Consider the following 16,163-nt stretch of genomic DNA (forward strand, 5'->3'; position numbering starts at 1 on the left):
GTCTGCAGCCAAGACCTTCGCGGCAGATTGACGTCGCTCATTTCTGGGCATGATTGATCGTGCTCATTGGCAAGCCCAAGTCTTGCCTTAGATTTGAGGCCGATATTCACAGCAGGAGCTTTGCCATGCCTCTGGTTCATGAAATCCATACCGACAAGTTGAAAAACGATCTGCGTGTCTTGATTGCCGACGCCGAGGAGGTCTTGCGTGCCACCTCGGGCCAGGCGGGCGAGGAAATGCACGAGTTGCGCCTGCGCATGCAGGGGAATTTGCAGCGTGCCAAGGCCAGTCTGGCGCAATTGCCGCATCTCGCGCTCGAGCAGGCGCGCGCCGCCGGTCAAGCGACCGACGGCTATGTACATGAAAACCCCTGGAAGGCCATCACCGCTACGGCCGGTATCGGCTTGCTATTGGGCATGCTGATCAGTCGCCGCTGAGGTCGATGCCGGCCGTGGCCGACATGCCCGTTACCGCAGGTCAAACGTCGCAGCGCTGGCTTTCCATGGCCATGCGGGCGCCGGGTCAGGGCTTGGTGGAGGTCTGGCAGCAGGGCTTGCCGCAGCCCGCTGCCGGGCAGTTGCGGATCAAGGTGTCGGCCTGCGGGGTCTGCCGCACCGATCTGCATATCCTTGACGGCGAATTGCCGTTTCCTGCCGACTTGGGCGCCAAGGGCGTGGTTCCCGGCCATGAAGTGGTTGGGCGGGTTAATGCGCTGGGTCTCGGTGTCAATGGTTTCGAGTTGGGTGTACGGGTCGGCGTGCCTTGGCTGGCTTGGACTTGCGGCGCATGCCCGCATTGCCTGCAGGGGCGCGAGAACCTCTGTGAGCGGGCTCGTTTCACCGGCTGGCAACTTGCAGGCGGCTATGCCGAGTACATGTTGGCCGATGCGCGCTATGTGTTCGAGTTGCCAACGGCTTACGACGATGAGCATGCGGCCCCCTTGCTCTGCGCCGGGCTGATCGGCTACCGGGCCTATCGGATGTCCGGCATGGCCGAGGCGAAGTCGGGGCGTCTGGGTCTCTACGGCTTTGGCGCAGCCGCCCATCTGTTGGCCCAACTGGCGCTGGCGCAGGGCTTGGAGGTGTACGCCTTCACTAGGCCGGGCGACATCCGTGCCCAGGCTCTGGCGCGCGCCTTGGGCGTGCAATGGGTGGGCGACTCGGAACAGCTCGCGCCGCAGGCGCTGGACGCTGCCTTGCTGTTCGCGCCGCAGGGCAGTCTGGTGCCGACGGCTTTGCGGGCGGTGCGCGCGGGCGGCACGGTGGTGTGCGCGGGCATCCATATGAGCGACATTCCCTCCTTTCCCTATGCTTGGCTGTGGGGTGAGCGGCGCCTGCAGTCGGTCGCCAATCTGACCCGGGCCGATGGCGAAGAATTCCTGGGTCTGGCTGCACGCATACCCTTGCAGGTTCATACGCAAAGCTATGCCTTGCGCGACGCCGAACAGGCACAGTGTGACTTGCGTCAGGGCCTGCTTGATGGGGCAGCCGTACTCTTGACGGACTAACTGCGCAAGTCGTCAGCGTCTCGATGGGCGACCGAGCTTGCTTAGTTTGCAGCTACATTGCTGTGCCATGAGCACCGACATGCCGCCAAATATTGCCACTGCTCCTGCCACCGCTGATGCTTCCGTCATGAAGCGCGTGGTGGCCCTTGGTGCATCGGCCGGCGGTTTGGCCGCGCTGGAGCAATTCTTCACCGGGCTGCCGCTGCGGACCGGCATGGCATTTCTGGTCGTCACCCATATGGACCCGACCCAGCCGACGATGTTGTCGCAGCTTTTGCAGCGGGTCACCGCGCTGCCAGTCAGCGAGGCCGAGCAAGATCAACGGATATTGCCGGACCATGTCTATGTGATTCCGCCGAATAAGTCGATGACGCTGACGGCCGACCGTTTGCAATTGGCCGAGCCGATGCAGCCGCGCGGGCTGCGCCTGCCGATCAACACCTTGTTCGATTCGCTGGCGCAGGCTTGGGGCCCGCGCGCTGTGGCCATTGTGTTGACGGGCATGGGCGTGGACGGCACGACCGGCCTACGGCAGGTGAAGGCGGCCGGTGGGCTGACGATGGCGCAGGCACCGGCCTCGGCGCAGTTCGACACCATGCCCTGCAGCGCGATCCAGAGCGGCTGTGTCGACTTTCAGGGCACACCGGAGTTGCTGGCCCAACATCTGCTGCAGGATGGTAACGAGCCCTTGGTCAGCGGGGCAAAAGAGCATCACCCGAGCACGCTGTCGGCACGGGATCTGGACGGCATATTGCAGTTGCTGAAGAGTTCCGGCCGACATGATTTCTCGCGTTACAAACGCAGTACCTTGAACCGCCGCATCGAACGCCGAATCGGTGTGCACAAGCTGGACTCATACGCGGCCTATGAGAAGCTCTTGAGTGAGCAGCCGCAAGAGCTTGACCTGCTGATGAAGGAGTTGCTGATCGGCGTGACCGGTTTCTTCCGCGATCGGACGGTCTGGCAACGGCTGCAAAGCGAGCTGCTGCCGCAGTTGTTGGCCGCTCAGGTCAACGGTTACCAATTTCGCGCCTGGGTGGCCGGTTGCTCGACCGGCGAAGAGGCCTATTCATTGGCGATAGCGTTTACCGAGGCGCAAGCGGGGCTGCCCGAGCGCTCTGCCAGCAGCTTGCAGATTTTTGCCTCCGACCTGAGCGCCGACGCGATCGAGCGGGCCAGGCGCGGGGTTTATTCGAACGCGATTTCCGGCGAGATGTCGGCGCAGCGCTTGCAGCGTTTTTTCAAACTGGAGCAGGGCCAGTACCGCGTCGTAGGCTCTATCCGCGAGATGCTGGTGTTTGCCAAGCATGACTTGAACGCCGATCCGCCCTTCACCAAGCTTGACCTGTTGAGCTGCCGCAATCTGCTGATTTACTTCACCGTGCCGCTGCAGAATCGCTTGTTACCGCTGTTTCATTACAGCCTTCGCCCGGGCGGCGTCTTGCTGCTGGGTTCGTCCGAAAGCATAGGCCGCTATGGCGCCTTGTTCGAGCCACTTGACGCGCAGCTGCGCATCTATCGCCGCCGCGACAATGTCGGCGGCAAGTTGCTGGCGGATTTTCCAATTCGTGCCAATTCCCGCAAGCCCCCCAGAAGCAAGGAGCCTCTCTTGACCGACGATGCCAGCCACAAAGCACCGAATCTGCAGACCACGGCCGAATCCATATTGTTGCAGGAGTTCGCGCCGCCGGCCGTGGTCGTCAACGCGCAAGGCGACATCCTCTACATCAACGGGCGCACCGGCAAATACCTCGAGCCTGCCGCCGGCCGGGCCAACTGGAATATTCATGTGATGGCCCGCGACGGCCTGCGTAGCGCCTTGGACGGAGGCTTGCGCCAGGCCTTGGCACAGCAGGCGCCGGTGCTATTGCAGGGTTTGTTCGTTCAAGAAGGGGCCGACCGGCTGGGCGTTGACATCAGCCTGCGCAAGCTGCCGGACGCGGACGAGGCCGGCCAGGCGCTGCTGCTGGTCGCTTTCAATGCTCAAGCGACGCAGCCAACCGCTGCTGCCGACGCCACAGAAACAAATGTCTCGGCGGCCAAGCCGCCTGCCCATGGTCGACGCAATGCCGCTTTGCTGGAGGCCGAGGCCGGCCTGCAACGCAGCAAGCAGGAGTTGGGACTGCTGCGCGAAGACATGAAGGTCATGCAAGAGGAATTGCAAGCGTCCAACGAGGAGTTGCAGTCAACCAATGAAGAGTTGCAATCGACCAATGAGGAGTTGACCAGTTCAAAAGAAGAGCTGCAGTCGATGAACGAGGAACTGCAAGCGATCAATGTGGAGCTGCAGACCAAGCTGGATGACTTGGAGTTGGCGCAGAGTGATATGAAAAACCTGCTCAACAGCACCGAGATCGCGACGCTGTTTCTTGATAAAGAGATGAACGTGCGCCGCTTCACCGAGCAGGCCAAGAAGATATTCAAACTGCGCGACAGCGATGTCGGACGCCCACTCGGCGACCTCAGCAGCACGCTCGACTTCCCGGACCTTCAGAACGACGCGCGGGAAACCTTGCGCAGTCTCGCCAGCTCCGAAAAGCAAGTCCCTACCGCCGATCAACGCTGGTTGTCGGTGCGCACCATGCCCTACCGCAATCTGAACGATCAGATCCTCGGCGTGGTCATCACCTTTGTCGATATCAGCGCTTCCAAGCAGTTGGAAGCCAGGCTGCTGGCCGCCCAGCAAAACCCTGTACCAACGCCGCTGGCCAACTCTGACCCAGCTTCGCCACCTACCGCTTAAACCGAGGCGCAATCGGAAAATTGCGGCTCATTGAGGGTTGTCAACTCGACTCGCGCCCCAAGGCCGAGGATGGGTAGATGATGACGCCCGCCACAAAACTTGATGAGCAAGCCCAGAATGAGGCGCTTGGCGACGCTGCCGAGTTGCAAGATCAGGGGCGCTTGCTACTCACCTTGCTCTGGTTGGTGGCGTTGCTGTTGCCGCTGGTGGTGCTTGGTTTGCAGTGGCTGCCTCATCCCCCGTTCGGGCCGCCCGATTGGGCTATTTTTTTTGCTGCCTTGCTGGCCTTGATGGGGTTGGGCCTGGGCAGCTTTGCCAGCCGCTTGCGGCGCAGCGAGCAGCGGCTAGGCCGTGTGCTGGCACAACCCTGGCTCGGCGAGTTGATCTTCAGTGCGCATGGCTTGCTGCTGGAAGTGAGTCCGTTGGTGGCGCGGCTGAGCGGCTATAGCGCACAAGGTTTATCGGGCCGACCCTTGTCCGATTTGTTGCCGGCGACCGAATTTGAAGACATTGGTGACAAACCGACGCCTGTCCTTGCCGGGGAGCTGCTGCAGACCGAGATGCGCTGTCATGACGGTCAGATGCTGGCGATTGAGCTGGTGATCAACCCGCTGCCGGGCGAGCGCTGGCAGTTGCTGCTGCGCGATCTGTCCGAAGGGCAACGCTCGCAGCAGCATTTGCGCCAGTCCGACATCGTCTTCTACAACGCCCGTGAAGCCATCATGATCACCGACGCGCAGGCCTGCGTCACGGCCGTCAACCCAGCCTTCACCGCCATCACCGGCTACACCGCCGCCGAGGTGATGGGCTTGAATCCGCACTTTCAAAATTCCGGCCGGCATGAGGCGGTCTTCTTTTCGCGCATGTGGCAAAGCTTGGCCGAGCGCGGCCATTGGCAAGGCGAAATCTGGAATCGGCGCAAGAATGGCGAGCTGTTCCCCAGTTGGCAGACCATCAGCGCGGTAAAAAATTCTGCCGGTCAGGTGGAGAATTATGTGTCTTTGTTCTCGGACATCCATTCGCTCAAGAACGCCGAAGAGCGCTTGCACCATTTGGCCCATCATGACGCCTTGACCGGCCTGCCGAACCGCTTGCTGTTTGCCAACGATCTGGAGCGGTCCATTGAGCGTGCCAAGCGCAGCGGCAAAAGCATTGCATTGCTGTTTCTGGATCTGGATCATTTCAAGCTGATCAACGACACCATGGGCCATGCGGTCGGTGACAAATTGCTGCACGAAATCGCCCACCGACTGCGCAACTCGGTCCGTGCGCAGGACGGCGTGGCTCGGCTTGGCGGCGATGAGTTCACGGTTTCGTTGGAGGATGTTGGGGGGGCTGATGATGTGGCGACCATGGCTCATAAGATCATCGCGGCGCTGTCGGAGCCTATGCAACTGGAAGGCAACCAGGTGACGATTTCGCCGAGCATAGGGATAGCGTTCTACCCCGCCGACGGCGCCAATACCGAAGACTTGACGCGTGCCGCCGACGCTGCGATGTACCGCGCTAAGCAGCAAGGCCGCAAGACCTTTGCTTTTTATTCCACCGAGATCATGGCCTCGTCGGTTGAGCGAGTACTGATTGAGCGCGGACTGCGCGCGGCCCTGAGCGCGCAGCAATTGGAGCTGTACTATCAACCGCAGGTCGACATGGTCACTGGCCGCATCGTCGGCATGGAAGCCTTGCTGCGCTGGCATCATCCCGAGCGTGGCTTGGTTCAGCCGGATTCCTTCATCGGCGTGGCTGAAGAAACAGGCTTGATCAGCGAGATCGGGGAATGGGTGATACAGCAGGGCTGCCGGCAGGCGCGGCTTTGGCGTGAACAAGGTTTTAACCTGGGCTATTTGTGGGTCAATGTGTCGCCCCGACAGATTCTGCACAACGGGATTGAAGACGCGATCGCGCAGGCTATGCACGAAAACCAGTTACCCGGCGGCGCAATCAAGCTAGGTATCGAGATTACCGAGAGCCTGTTGCAGTCAATGCCGCAAAGCATCGAGGTCTTGGGCAAGCTGCGCGCCTTGGGCGTGCGCATCGCGATTGACGATTTCGGCACCGGCTTTTCTTCGCTGGGCCTGCTCAAGCAATTGCCTATCGACGTGATCAAGATCGACAAGATGTTCGTGCGCCACCTGGCCGTTGACGGGGACAGCCAAGCGATCACAGCCGCGATGATTTCGATGACCCATACGCTGGGCATGGGCGTGGTGGCGGAGGGGGTCGAAACGGCCGAACAATTGGAGTTTTTGCGCATGCAGAGCTGCGACGTCGTGCAGGGTTATCTGTTCGGCGCGCCGCTGTGCCCGGCTGAGGCCACTCAACTTTTGGTCAAGCATCGTTTGGGATGGCCGGACCCACCGTCTGCGGAGTTTTCGCCGCCTATGCCGGACAAGGGCCAAAGCGATTTGCCAGGCCTGCCGTAGCCGCAGCGACATTGGACCCAGCCATGCCGGGCCCGGCATGGCCTCATGGAGACAGAAATCCCAAAGCGCTCCGGTTTGCGGTTTCGCAATTCGAGCATGCGGCGCGGCACTGATAGTTCTGCTGCACGCTCTATTCCGATCGCAGCAAAAAGGGATTCCCATGACCGACACCCAACAAGCCGGCAATATGCAGGCGTTCCTAAAACCGTTCAAGCTTTTGGCGGATCAGCGCGACCGCTGGCTCAGCACCGTAACCGACGCGCAGCTGCAACTATTGCAACTGCAAACGGATTTTTTTGCTGATGCCTTTAGCGACAGCCTGCCGGTTCTATTGCCCCCACTAAACATCGACGGTGTGCTCGGCGCGCCTTGGCGCTTGGGGATGCTCTATCCTGCTCAGGCGGAGCGCGTCGCCAAGGGCTTGCGAGACGGGTTTGAAATCATTTCCAGAGCACAGAGTGCCTGCGTCAATCAATCTTGTGATAACTTTATTGCTCTCGGTCAGCGTGCCAGCGTGACGCAATCGCAGGTCAATGGCTTGGTGCTTGATCGTCGCGTCTCGGCTCAGCTGATCAGCTTTGAGAATCGCCGCAAAGCCGGGTCAACTCAACGCTTGGCCATTGAGGGCAATGGCGCCCATGAGGAGCACTCGCAACAGGCCAGGCGGCGCCAAGCTAGCGCTCAACGCGCCTCTTGAGGCGACTCAGCCCAGGCCGAACTCAGCCCGGCATCCCCTGCGTGGCCGCTCGGGCTTGCCGGTCAAGCTGGTTTTCGAGTCCGTAGCGCACCAGCGCAGCAAGATTGGGCAGGTCCAGCTTTTCTTGAATGCGGGCCTTGTGGGTGCTGACTGTCTTGATTGATAAGTTCAATTGCTCGGCAATGTCAATCAGGCGCTGGCCATCTACCAAGCGACGTAGAACGTCCAACTCTCGGTCTGAGAGTGAGGCGTGGCTGGGCACGCCGACCCCACCGTTGAGTTGCCGTACGACCCGCTCGGCCAAGTGGGCACTGACATGGACCCCCCCGCTTAACAGCTTGCGCACCGCGGTCATCAACTCTTTGGTGGCACTCTCTTTGGTCAGGTAGCCATTCGCGCCGGCCTTAAAGGCACGCATGGCGTATTGATCTTCTGCATGCATGCTCAACACGAGAATTCGTACCTTGGGCTGCAGCAAACGAGCTTTCTGGATCATTTCAACCCCGGACATTGCTGGCATGGAGATGTCGGCAATGATTAAGTTGACGTCGTGTTGACTTAGAAAGTTCAGCGCATCAGAGCCATTGCTAGTCTCGTCAATCAGCCAAGTTGGTTCCTGTGACTCGAGGATGCGCCTCACACCTTCGCGCACGATGGTATGGTCATCCACCAACAATATGCGTGTAGCAGTCAGGGTCGGCGCTGACATGTTTGCTCCGTGTCAATGCTTGGATGAGCTGGCATATCTTGCCGAGCCTCATGGTGTAGGCACGGCGTCTGAAGCTGCTGCTTGGCCGGCTTTGCAGGGAGAGGAAGTCGAATACGGATGCGCGCGCCGCCGCCGGGCGGATTGTCGGCTTCCATCTTGCCTTGCAGCAGCAAGACCCGCTCTTGCATGCCCAATAGGCCAAAGGAATTTTCCTTGCGGGCCAGTCCGGCGGGAAAACCGATGCCATTGTCCTGGATCGTCAACACCACGTCCGCGCCCTCCACGCGCATTTCGATCTGCACATCGGTGGCGCGAGCGTGGCGGGAGACATTGTTCAAGCTCTCTTGCACCAGGCGATATAGCGCGGTGGACATGCAAGGTTCTATCGGCGGCTCGTCTTCATCCAGGCGCACCGACACCTCGATATCCATACGCCGGGCATATTCACGTGCCAGCCACTCGACCGCGGCGTTGAGACCAAGGTCATCCAGCATCAAAGGTCGCAGGTCGGCCGCGATATTGCGCACCGAAGCCACCGTGCTATCCAGCATGTCCAACATGCGAGTGACCCGTCGCTGGCTATTGCGTCCATGGAGTTCTTCACCCACCTCTGCGAGCTCCATCTTCAACGCACTCAGGCTCTGGCCCAGTTCATCATGAAGCTCGCGCGAGATGCGGCGTCGCTCTTCTTCGCGGGCAGCCATCAAGCTGGCAGAAAGTCCGCGCAGTTCGAGTCGCGACTGTTCCATATCCTGGGCCGTTTGAGTCTGCTCAGTCACGTCGTTCAACACCATTTGCACCGTGCTTTTGTTGGCGCCGGGCAGCACAGCCACGGCCATCTCGATCCGACGAAGACTACCGTCCTTGCGCAGGATTTGCTCGGTGAACATGCATAGCGCGCTGCTGGGGGCGTTTAAAGCGTTTTGCAGCCGCGCTTTCATGATTTGGCGCGAGTCGGCATGCAGCAATTCATAGACCGGCCGACCGGTCAGTTCCTCTGAGCAAGTGGCGCCGAGCAGGGTGATACAACTGCGATTGACAAAGACGATGATGTCATCCTCCGTGATCAACATCGCAACTGGTGCTACTTCGAAAAGGCAGCGGAACTGATGCTTCAATTCGTGGACTTGCGCACGCAGGGCTTGCTCAACGCTGAGGTCCTTGACCACCGCAGTGAAAAGCGGTTGTGACATCCCCAATGCACCAGCACCGAAGGATTTGGAGATCGTCACGGTCACCGGAAAACGCTCGCCATTGCCGCGCAAGCCGTAGATGTCAGTGCGACGCTGTGCCATCACGCGATCGACTTGCGTGCAGTCGGCAAAGCGGCGCACATGTGCCGCATGGTCATCCCGATACTCGGCCGGGATGAAACGTGATAAGTCGCTACCCAGCGCTTCCACTTCGGTGCAGCCAAACATATGCAGCGCCGCCGGATTGATCAACACGATGCGGTGTTCGGTATCGACACTGATGACGCCCTCGAAAGCCGTTCGCACCGCGCCTTCGCAGGCAAAAAGTGCTGCATTCGGAGCCGCATCACCGATGCAGGGCCCAACCATATTGGGCCTCTGCGATTCGACTTCCGTCACAGAAAAATTGCATTGATGCATGAGTACGACGAATATCGCCAGACAGGTGCAGATCTACAGAAAAATCAACTGCCCGTAGCGACACCGACCACCGAAATTTCGATCGCTATCAAGCTGAGGTTCCACACGGGTGATTCTAGTCAAGCGCCATCAAACTAACTTGTTAGGAGTAATCCTAATTTTGACTCGGAGCACAAGCGCGGCAAGGCTGCCGGACTGACTCCAACTTTGCTCAAGCGCCGATGGCTAAAGCAGCGCCCCTGATTGATGCTTGATATGTTGTGAATTCAATCGCACCGAAGGAACTCAACGATGAATCAAAGCCTTGAAATTGTCGCCTCCGGCTGTTGTAGCCAAGAACGCCGTCAGCTGCGCGCTGAATTGCCCAGCCGCAGAACTTTGTCGGATGTCTTGCGCCTGATGGGGGCGCACAAGGATGTCGACGCCAGCAGCGACGCCATACCGCTGTTGGTGCGCCATTCGCGGGTCGGCACTACCTTGTTCCGAGAAGGCAGTGCAGCCGATACCTTCTACTTCATTAGCCTGGGCTGGTTCAAGAACTTCCGAACCTGTGAAGATGGGTATCAACAGGTGCGATCCTTTGCCAGCGTCGGTGATCTGCTCGGGTACGACGCCCTGTACCAGGGTAGGTATCCAACCGAAGCCGTCGCCATGGAAGATTCAATGGTTTACGCGGTGCGCTTCCAGGACCTCTGCACCTTCGGCGAACGCGTCCCGGGATTCGAGCGCGTGCTGCACATGGCCGTCAGCCGTCAATTGAGTCGTCAAGGCGATTCAGCTGATTTGATGGCTGCAGTGGCGGCGGAAGTACGTTTGGCAAGGTTTTTGGTGGACCTGTCGGCGCGCATGCAGGCTTGCGGGCAATCACCGCTGCGGCTGTTGTTGCGCATGAGTCGGCGCGATATCGCGAGCCAGTTGGGCGTAGCACACGAAACGGTCAGCCGTTCCTTCAGCGCGATGGTCGACTTGGGCTACTTGCAGGTCAAGCAACGGGAAGTTGAAATTTTGGACTTGGACGCCTTGAAGTCCTTTTCGGCCTGCACGCGCAGCGCCGCCGATGAGTTGTTGGGGCGCACATGTCGGCACGACCGTCGACCCAATGGTCATTCATTGGCCCAGAAAAAAGCCATGCCCGGTTCGAATTACTTGGCTGCGCCGCTGACGTGAGCATGGGGCTGGTTTGAGGCTATCTGTTTGCATCAGGTGGTGAGGGATCTGCATTTCAGTGTCAATTCGCTAGATCTGCTTGTTTTTGTACATGGAACATGAGGCGGACGTTATCGCTGGCGCAAAACACGTATTCCTGCAGTCGCGTCGGTGTCTTGCCTGGCTTGTTCAAATCAAAGGTCAGCCACTCGCAAGATCACCGGCACGCGCCCTCCCGCAGATAGCTTTCGGCACACCGCTTGGTCGATCTCCGATTTATGCGTGAAATAGAGTTCCTGTAGCGAGGTGTCACGGCGGTCTTGGTTGTGTTTCGCTCGCCAAGCGGTCTCGGACAAATAGGCCGTCACGAACCCCTTACCGATAGGGACATGAAAGCATAGGCTCTGTGTGATCGGATTGAAATGCGGCGGCGGCGTCATCAAACTCTCCGTGAACGTGACCGACTCGGTCGAAAGCAACGATGGCCGGCAGCATGACCCGGCAGGCATTGCAAGCGTTGAGCAAACTCAAGCCGACTCAAACTGCGATTGAGGTTTGCCCATGCGCGCACTCGCAAAAGCATTTTTGGCTTCCGTTCTAAAGGGCTGAGCAGCGCTGCCAGGCCTGCCTCGAAAAAGCGCTTGAGATCGCCCGCTTCTGGCAACTCAACGCCTAGCTTATTGCGCAGGGTAAGGGATCGCCAAACTTCGCTTTTGCTTGACGCTCGCGCCATTCGAGACCTTCACGGCTTTTGAAGTTCTGGCGGGTTTTTCGGCGTTTGCAGCGGAGTGGCGCTTTGCCTTGTTGGCTGCGACATCCTTTAGCCCTTCGGCAGCGCCGGCCATCACCTTACGTAGCGCGTCGGCGCCCATATCACTGAGTCCGCTCGCCACCTTGATGGCGCTTTTGACAACCACCTTGGTGATCTTCGCAACATTGCCACCTGCTTCACTGACACCTTGAACGATGCCATCCATCGTGCGCAAGGCAACGGCGCTTACATCGCCACCGAGTAGATGAGCTTGGCGCATTGAAGTCTTGATGATCTCTTTGGCCGCGACAGACAAATCACCCTGCACGTCATTGACGCCTTTGACCGCGCCGCGGGCAACCGCTTTGATTGACATGGCCAATTCGCTGCCAGCTTGCTCGGCGGCCTCAATCGCCCCCGTGACAACCTCTCGAAGGACGTTGCTCAATTCCTGGGCAATATGTCCACCGGCCCGCAGGGTATCCGCTACGGTGCCGCGCACCAAGTCAGCGATTTCAACCTCAATCTTTTCCAGCCCTTGCATACTGACTGCAACGCCTTGCTTGATTGAGTGGCCGGTTGGGCCCAATGCAGGGGATGTGTTTGCACGCCGCCGCAAGGTTGTTGCCCCATTCGCCCCACCATTGGCGCTAAGAGTCTTCTTGTGGGTTACCTTGGCCGCGCTCAACTTCTTGGCTGACTGCGACTTCTCATTGGTCTTGCCCCTGGAAGAAGTCGCCTTGCTGTTTGTGGTCTTGCTTGCCTTTGCGGTGATGGGCATGTTGATTCTCCAAGTTAGGGTGAATTTCTGGATTGACTTCCACCTGCAAAGTTAGCGTGCTTGAAGAATGGGCAATTGAGAAAACGCAGTCATTGCGACAGCGCCTTTGCACCAGATGTTCATGCAAGATGAGCTGGATCAATCCGGCCTGAAGTCGTATTTCTAGACTCTTGCTTGTCGGGCATCGCATTTTCATGGTCGCATGGGGCGACCAAGCGCTAGCCAAAGACAACAAACAATTTGGAGATCAACATGACCGCCTTGACCCGCTTGCAGCGCTTTGACGATATGTTCCCGGAGTTCTTTCGCCGATTTGGCCGCCAAATGCAATTGACCGACGAAGCGCCGGCCGACATCCGCATTGACGTGCTTGAAAATGACAAAGAGTATGTGGTGCGTGCCGAGATCCCCGGCGCGAAGAAGGAGGATATCCATGTGTCCGTCGAGGGGAATTTTGTCTCCATCTCTGCCGACATCAAACGAGAGCGCGAAGAAAAGTCAGGCAGTCGAGTCCTGTTGAAAGAAACCTATGTTGGCAGCGCATCACGAGGCTTCTCGTTAGGGCACGAGATCGATGACAAAGAAGTGATTGCGAAGTTGGAGGACGGGGTTCTCAAGCTGACACTCCCCAAACGGGAAGGCTCACGCACTCGCGCAATTGCTATTCAATAGGCAATCAAGTTCGGCCCGGCTCGGCAGGTTGCTTAAATACCTGCTGAATGAGCCGGGTCTATCCGAATTTCCCTATGCGGGGCTCGTTGAAGCTTCACCGATTTCGTGAACCGGTCTGCGCAGAGAGTCGCAGACAAGCTCATCGGTGATTGGAACTAGCTGAGCTTCGGTCACATGGCAGCCATCGCGAAGGTAGGGTCAATGGCCAGCAACTGCATTCTGAATGGCTGCTCTTTGCCCCAGCGGTCATTGCCTCTCCAAAATCAAGCGACTACAGTTTTCCTGTTGGTGAAGCTCAATGAACTTCTGCTTTGGGCACGGTACTGCCACACCGTCAGCACCACCGAAATGGCATGGCACGCACGAGGCCGTGAGTTCGAACGAACGGCGCATTGCTGACGTTTGAATCGCCCCGGTGCGGTTCAATTGCCTAGTTCAAAGGCAGATGCACGGCAATCGTCGTACCAACTCCCTCCGAAGTCTGAACTTCTATCCGCCCTTGGTGTTTGTCCACCATCTTCTTGATCAGGTACAGGCCCAAGCCGCTACCTTCGCCGGCGCGCCGGGTGGTGAAAAAGGCGTCGAAGATGCGAGGGCGGATCTCATCAGGAATGCCGTGACCGCTGTCACCGACCGATAGCACCGCTTCACGCCGGCCGGCATGGCGGCGCGAGTGAATGCCGATGCTCAGCCTGCCCTTGTATTCCATCGCCTGCAAAGCGTTGTGGATCAGGTGAGTCCAGAGCTGGCTCATATCTTCACGCACGCAATGCAAGGGCCCTAAGTCTTCACATTCCAGTACCAACTCAAGGCCCTGTTTGACGTGCTGCTGGTACACGGTCAAGACCGTATCCAGGGCCTGGCGCACGTCTACATGTTCCCACTCATCGGCTTGTTCCGCCTTGGCAAAACCCTTCAATGCCAACACCATTTTTGACACCCGCTCGACGGCGAGGTTGATGTTGCCAGTGTTGTTGATGATGGCGGCCAGACGCTCAGCGCTGCTCTGGATGATCTCGTAGTCCGGGTGGCGAAACAGCGGCAGGTGTTCTTGCCAGCCGTCTTGGGCACGCAGTTGCATCAGCAATCGGGCTTTCCGCTCGCTGTTCTCCAGCCCTGCTGCTTGGAGTTGCCCGCTGAGGTCACGGCGCGCCGCACGCTCTTCGCGACTACTAAATGGGCCGGAAGGCATGTAGGCCTTGCTGACCAGAGCGATGAAGTGCTGTTCGTCATCGCGGCTCAGCAAACGACCCAGCTTGGGCAATTCGGCCAGCGCCTCCTTGAGTCCGTCGGCAATATTGGCGCCACTGGACTTGACGGCGCCAATCGGGGTATTGATCTCATGTGCCACATTGGCCACCAACTGACCCAGCGAGGCCATTTTTTCTGCCTGAACCAGTTGGGCTTGAGCCTGTGCATTGGCCAGAGCAATGGCTCCGTAGGCACACAGGGTGCGGAAGATGGCCACCTCGCGCTCAGCATAAGCCTTGGCCTTGCTAGACTGTATGGTCATCACGCCCAGCAAACGCTCACCCACCACCAGGGGCGAGAACATCACACTCAAATTGGCCAGGGTGCCGGGCACCATCACTTCATGACCCTGCGAAAGGTCGGCAATGACTTCCCGCCGCTCGCGCGCGCAGAGGGCTGCCTTACTGATCGGGCTATCAAGCCGGGTGATGTGCGGAGGCACGGCTTGGCCGCCCTCCACACCAAACACCATCTTCAGCGTCCGGCCATCTTCCTCAAGTTGGTAGATGACGAAAGCCGTGACATCCAGTAGCGCATGCACATGCGTATCGAGTGCGCTAAAGATCGCGTTGGCGTTCAAAATACCCGCAATGTTGCGGCCCACCCCCCCTAGTTCTTCCAGCGTGGCATTGGCCCGCTCCAGCGCCTGATTGCGGGCGGCCAGTTCGGTAGAGTGAGCCACACTGCGAGCTTGCTCGGCTTTGGCATGATCTACCTCCAACAGCCTGAGTTGGGTGGCCATGTGTTTACGTCCGACCTCGTGCGCTGCCTCTAATTCCAAGCCATGGGCTCGTTCAAGGGCGGTCACTGCTTCCTCGACCTGACCCAAGTCCAAGAGCCAGGGCACGATCTGACGCAGGCGCTGGGACATATCGCGCCACCCGAGAGCCTTGCCGGATTCGATTGCTTTTCGCATTAATGCGACTGCGCCAGCCTTATCCTCTTTTAGCGCGCAAAGAACGGCCTCGGTGGCGCAAAGTTCCAACTCCATCCAAACTGGCAGCGTGCCGGCTCGGCCAGCTAGGTCGCGGGCATCCTTCAACGCCAGCTCAGCGAGCGCGTGCTCACCTCGTTCGGCATATTCCTCTGCGATTCCGGTACTGGCGTTGCTGGCCTCAACCCAACGGCGCTGTGTGACGGCCCCGGCGACGCAGTCGACATAGGCTGCTAGCATTTCATCGCGCTCACCCAATCTGCGGTGGAGTTGGGCAATCAACGTGAAAAGGCCTATCCATCCGCACACATCACCAGAGCGCCGATATAGCTCGATGGTTTCTCGGTACAGCTCAATCGAGCGCCGGTATTCACGCTGCGCAAAAAGTGACATAGCCAAGACGCGGCGGTGCTGCGCCAACAGCAGCGGGTCATTTTCGTTTCGCGTCAGTTCGCTCAATTGCGCCAGGGAGGTCAAAGCTTCTTCCTGACGCTGAAAGAACGAATGCATACGGCATTGCCAACTCAAGAGGGCAACCTTCTCCCGCCTGGAGATGTCAAGTTCGGCCCAAGCCAGTGCGCGCGCTACCAGCGTGGCCACTTCCTCGCGGCGGTGGACCTGTTGCAACACTTCACAGAGGAACAGCGTCAGCAACACTCCGAATTCGCTGGGCCGTTCCATCAGCACCTGATCTTCATATAGGCGCAGTGCGGGTGCGATCAAAGCCTCAGCTGAGCAAGGCGCTTCCCCGTAGAGATGCCATTGCTCCTTCAACCAACTGATGCGTTCTATCAAAGAAGGTAAATGTGAGGACATATCGGGTCTCTGTGCTGATTGTCACAGGCAACACCAGCAGCCTATGCGCTCAAAGTAACGCCAAGTCTATGTTCAACTCCATTCTTGCCTGCACCGATCCTTTCGCCGGGATTGAATTTG

11 protein-coding genes are annotated in these 16,163 nt (G+C 58.8%); 7 read left to right on the top strand and 4 right to left on the bottom strand.

Annotated elements, in window-relative coordinates; all coding sequences use genetic code 11:
• Positions 1-125 precede the first annotated feature (125 nt).
• From PRZ03_RS23025 to PRZ03_RS23045, 5 genes are all read left to right on the top strand, one after another.
• Positions 126-437, top strand: coding sequence for a DUF883 family protein (locus tag PRZ03_RS23025; protein WP_273602450.1), 312 nt, complete (start codon positions 126-128; stop codon positions 435-437).
• A 65-nt stretch (positions 438-502) separates the two neighbouring features.
• Positions 503-1,507 (top strand): zinc-dependent alcohol dehydrogenase family protein, encoded by a 1,005-nt coding sequence (locus PRZ03_RS23030; RefSeq protein WP_273602469.1) that lies wholly within the window; start codon positions 503-505, stop codon positions 1,505-1,507.
• 79 nt (positions 1,508-1,586) lie between these two features.
• On the top strand, positions 1,587-4,250 hold the full coding sequence (locus PRZ03_RS23035; RefSeq protein ID WP_273602451.1) for a chemotaxis protein CheB: 2,664 nt from the start codon (positions 1,587-1,589) through the stop codon (positions 4,248-4,250).
• A 77-nt stretch (positions 4,251-4,327) separates the two neighbouring features.
• Entirely contained in the window at positions 4,328-6,673 is a 2,346-nt protein-coding gene (locus PRZ03_RS23040) for a putative bifunctional diguanylate cyclase/phosphodiesterase (protein ID WP_273602452.1), read from the top strand.
• A 37-nt stretch (positions 6,674-6,710) separates the two neighbouring features.
• Positions 6,711-7,370, top strand: coding sequence for a hypothetical protein (locus tag PRZ03_RS23045; RefSeq protein ID WP_273602453.1), 660 nt, complete (start codon positions 6,711-6,713; stop codon positions 7,368-7,370).
• 22 nt (positions 7,371-7,392) lie between these two features.
• On the opposite strand, the gene PRZ03_RS23050 is transcribed toward PRZ03_RS23045, so the two are convergent.
• Positions 7,393-8,079 carry a response regulator gene (locus PRZ03_RS23050; RefSeq protein WP_273602454.1) on the bottom strand — a complete coding sequence of 229 codons (687 nt, stop codon included), beginning with the start codon at positions 8,077-8,079 and terminating at the stop codon, positions 7,393-7,395.
• Entirely contained in the window at positions 8,061-9,641 is a 1,581-nt protein-coding gene (locus PRZ03_RS23055; protein WP_273602455.1) for a sensor histidine kinase, read from the bottom strand. Before PRZ03_RS23055 ends, PRZ03_RS23050 begins: the two co-directional genes overlap by 19 nt.
• Positions 9,642-9,983: 342 nt before the next feature.
• Between PRZ03_RS23055 and PRZ03_RS23060 the strand changes: the two genes are divergently transcribed.
• On the top strand, positions 9,984-10,859 hold the full coding sequence (locus tag PRZ03_RS23060) for a Crp/Fnr family transcriptional regulator (protein WP_273602456.1): 876 nt from the start codon (positions 9,984-9,986) through the stop codon (positions 10,857-10,859).
• A gap of 656 nt (positions 10,860-11,515) precedes the next feature.
• Here the strand turns inward: PRZ03_RS23060 and PRZ03_RS23065 are convergent.
• Positions 11,516-12,370 carry a hypothetical protein gene (locus PRZ03_RS23065; protein WP_273602457.1) on the bottom strand — a complete coding sequence of 285 codons (855 nt, stop codon included), beginning with the start codon at positions 12,368-12,370 and terminating at the stop codon, positions 11,516-11,518.
• Positions 12,371-12,622: 252 nt separating this feature from the next.
• On the opposite strand from PRZ03_RS23065, the gene PRZ03_RS23070 reads away from it, so the two are divergent.
• A complete protein-coding gene (locus PRZ03_RS23070) occupies positions 12,623-13,042 on the top strand; it encodes an Hsp20/alpha crystallin family protein (protein WP_273602458.1) in 420 nt (139 codons plus the stop codon).
• 430 nt (positions 13,043-13,472) lie between these two features.
• Here PRZ03_RS23070 and PRZ03_RS23075 read toward each other — a convergent pair whose 3' ends face one another.
• The gene (locus tag PRZ03_RS23075; protein WP_273602459.1) at positions 13,473-16,043 is read right to left on the bottom strand and encodes an ATP-binding protein; all 2,571 of its coding nucleotides are present in this window, start codon (positions 16,041-16,043) and stop codon (positions 13,473-13,475) included.
• Positions 16,044-16,163 lie beyond the last annotated feature (120 nt).

Origin of the sequence: Roseateles albus (assembly GCF_028595345.1) — a bacterium.
Lineage (GTDB): Bacteria > Pseudomonadota > Gammaproteobacteria > Burkholderiales > Burkholderiaceae_C > Paucibacter_A > Paucibacter_A albus.

Coding starts and splice junctions, on each gene's coding strand:
- PRZ03_RS23025 (WP_273602450.1), top strand. CDS start 126: ATGCCTCTGGTTCATGAAATCCATACCGACAAGTTGAAAAACGATCTG.
- PRZ03_RS23030 (WP_273602469.1), top strand. CDS start 503: ATGGCCATGCGGGCGCCGGGTCAGGGCTTGGTGGAGGTCTGGCAGCAG.
- PRZ03_RS23035 (WP_273602451.1), top strand. CDS start 1,587: ATGCCGCCAAATATTGCCACTGCTCCTGCCACCGCTGATGCTTCCGTC.
- PRZ03_RS23040 (WP_273602452.1), top strand. CDS start 4,328: ATGATGACGCCCGCCACAAAACTTGATGAGCAAGCCCAGAATGAGGCG.
- PRZ03_RS23045 (WP_273602453.1), top strand. CDS start 6,711: ATGGCCTCATGGAGACAGAAATCCCAAAGCGCTCCGGTTTGCGGTTTC.
- PRZ03_RS23050 (WP_273602454.1), bottom strand. CDS start 8,079: ATGTCAGCGCCGACCCTGACTGCTACACGCATATTGTTGGTGGATGAC.
- PRZ03_RS23055 (WP_273602455.1), bottom strand. CDS start 9,641: ATGGTTGGGCCCTGCATCGGTGATGCGGCTCCGAATGCAGCACTTTTT.
- PRZ03_RS23060 (WP_273602456.1), top strand. CDS start 9,984: ATGAATCAAAGCCTTGAAATTGTCGCCTCCGGCTGTTGTAGCCAAGAA.
- PRZ03_RS23065 (WP_273602457.1), bottom strand. CDS start 12,370: ATGCCCATCACCGCAAAGGCAAGCAAGACCACAAACAGCAAGGCGACT.
- PRZ03_RS23070 (WP_273602458.1), top strand. CDS start 12,623: ATGACCGCCTTGACCCGCTTGCAGCGCTTTGACGATATGTTCCCGGAG.
- PRZ03_RS23075 (WP_273602459.1), bottom strand. CDS start 16,043: ATGTCCTCACATTTACCTTCTTTGATAGAACGCATCAGTTGGTTGAAG.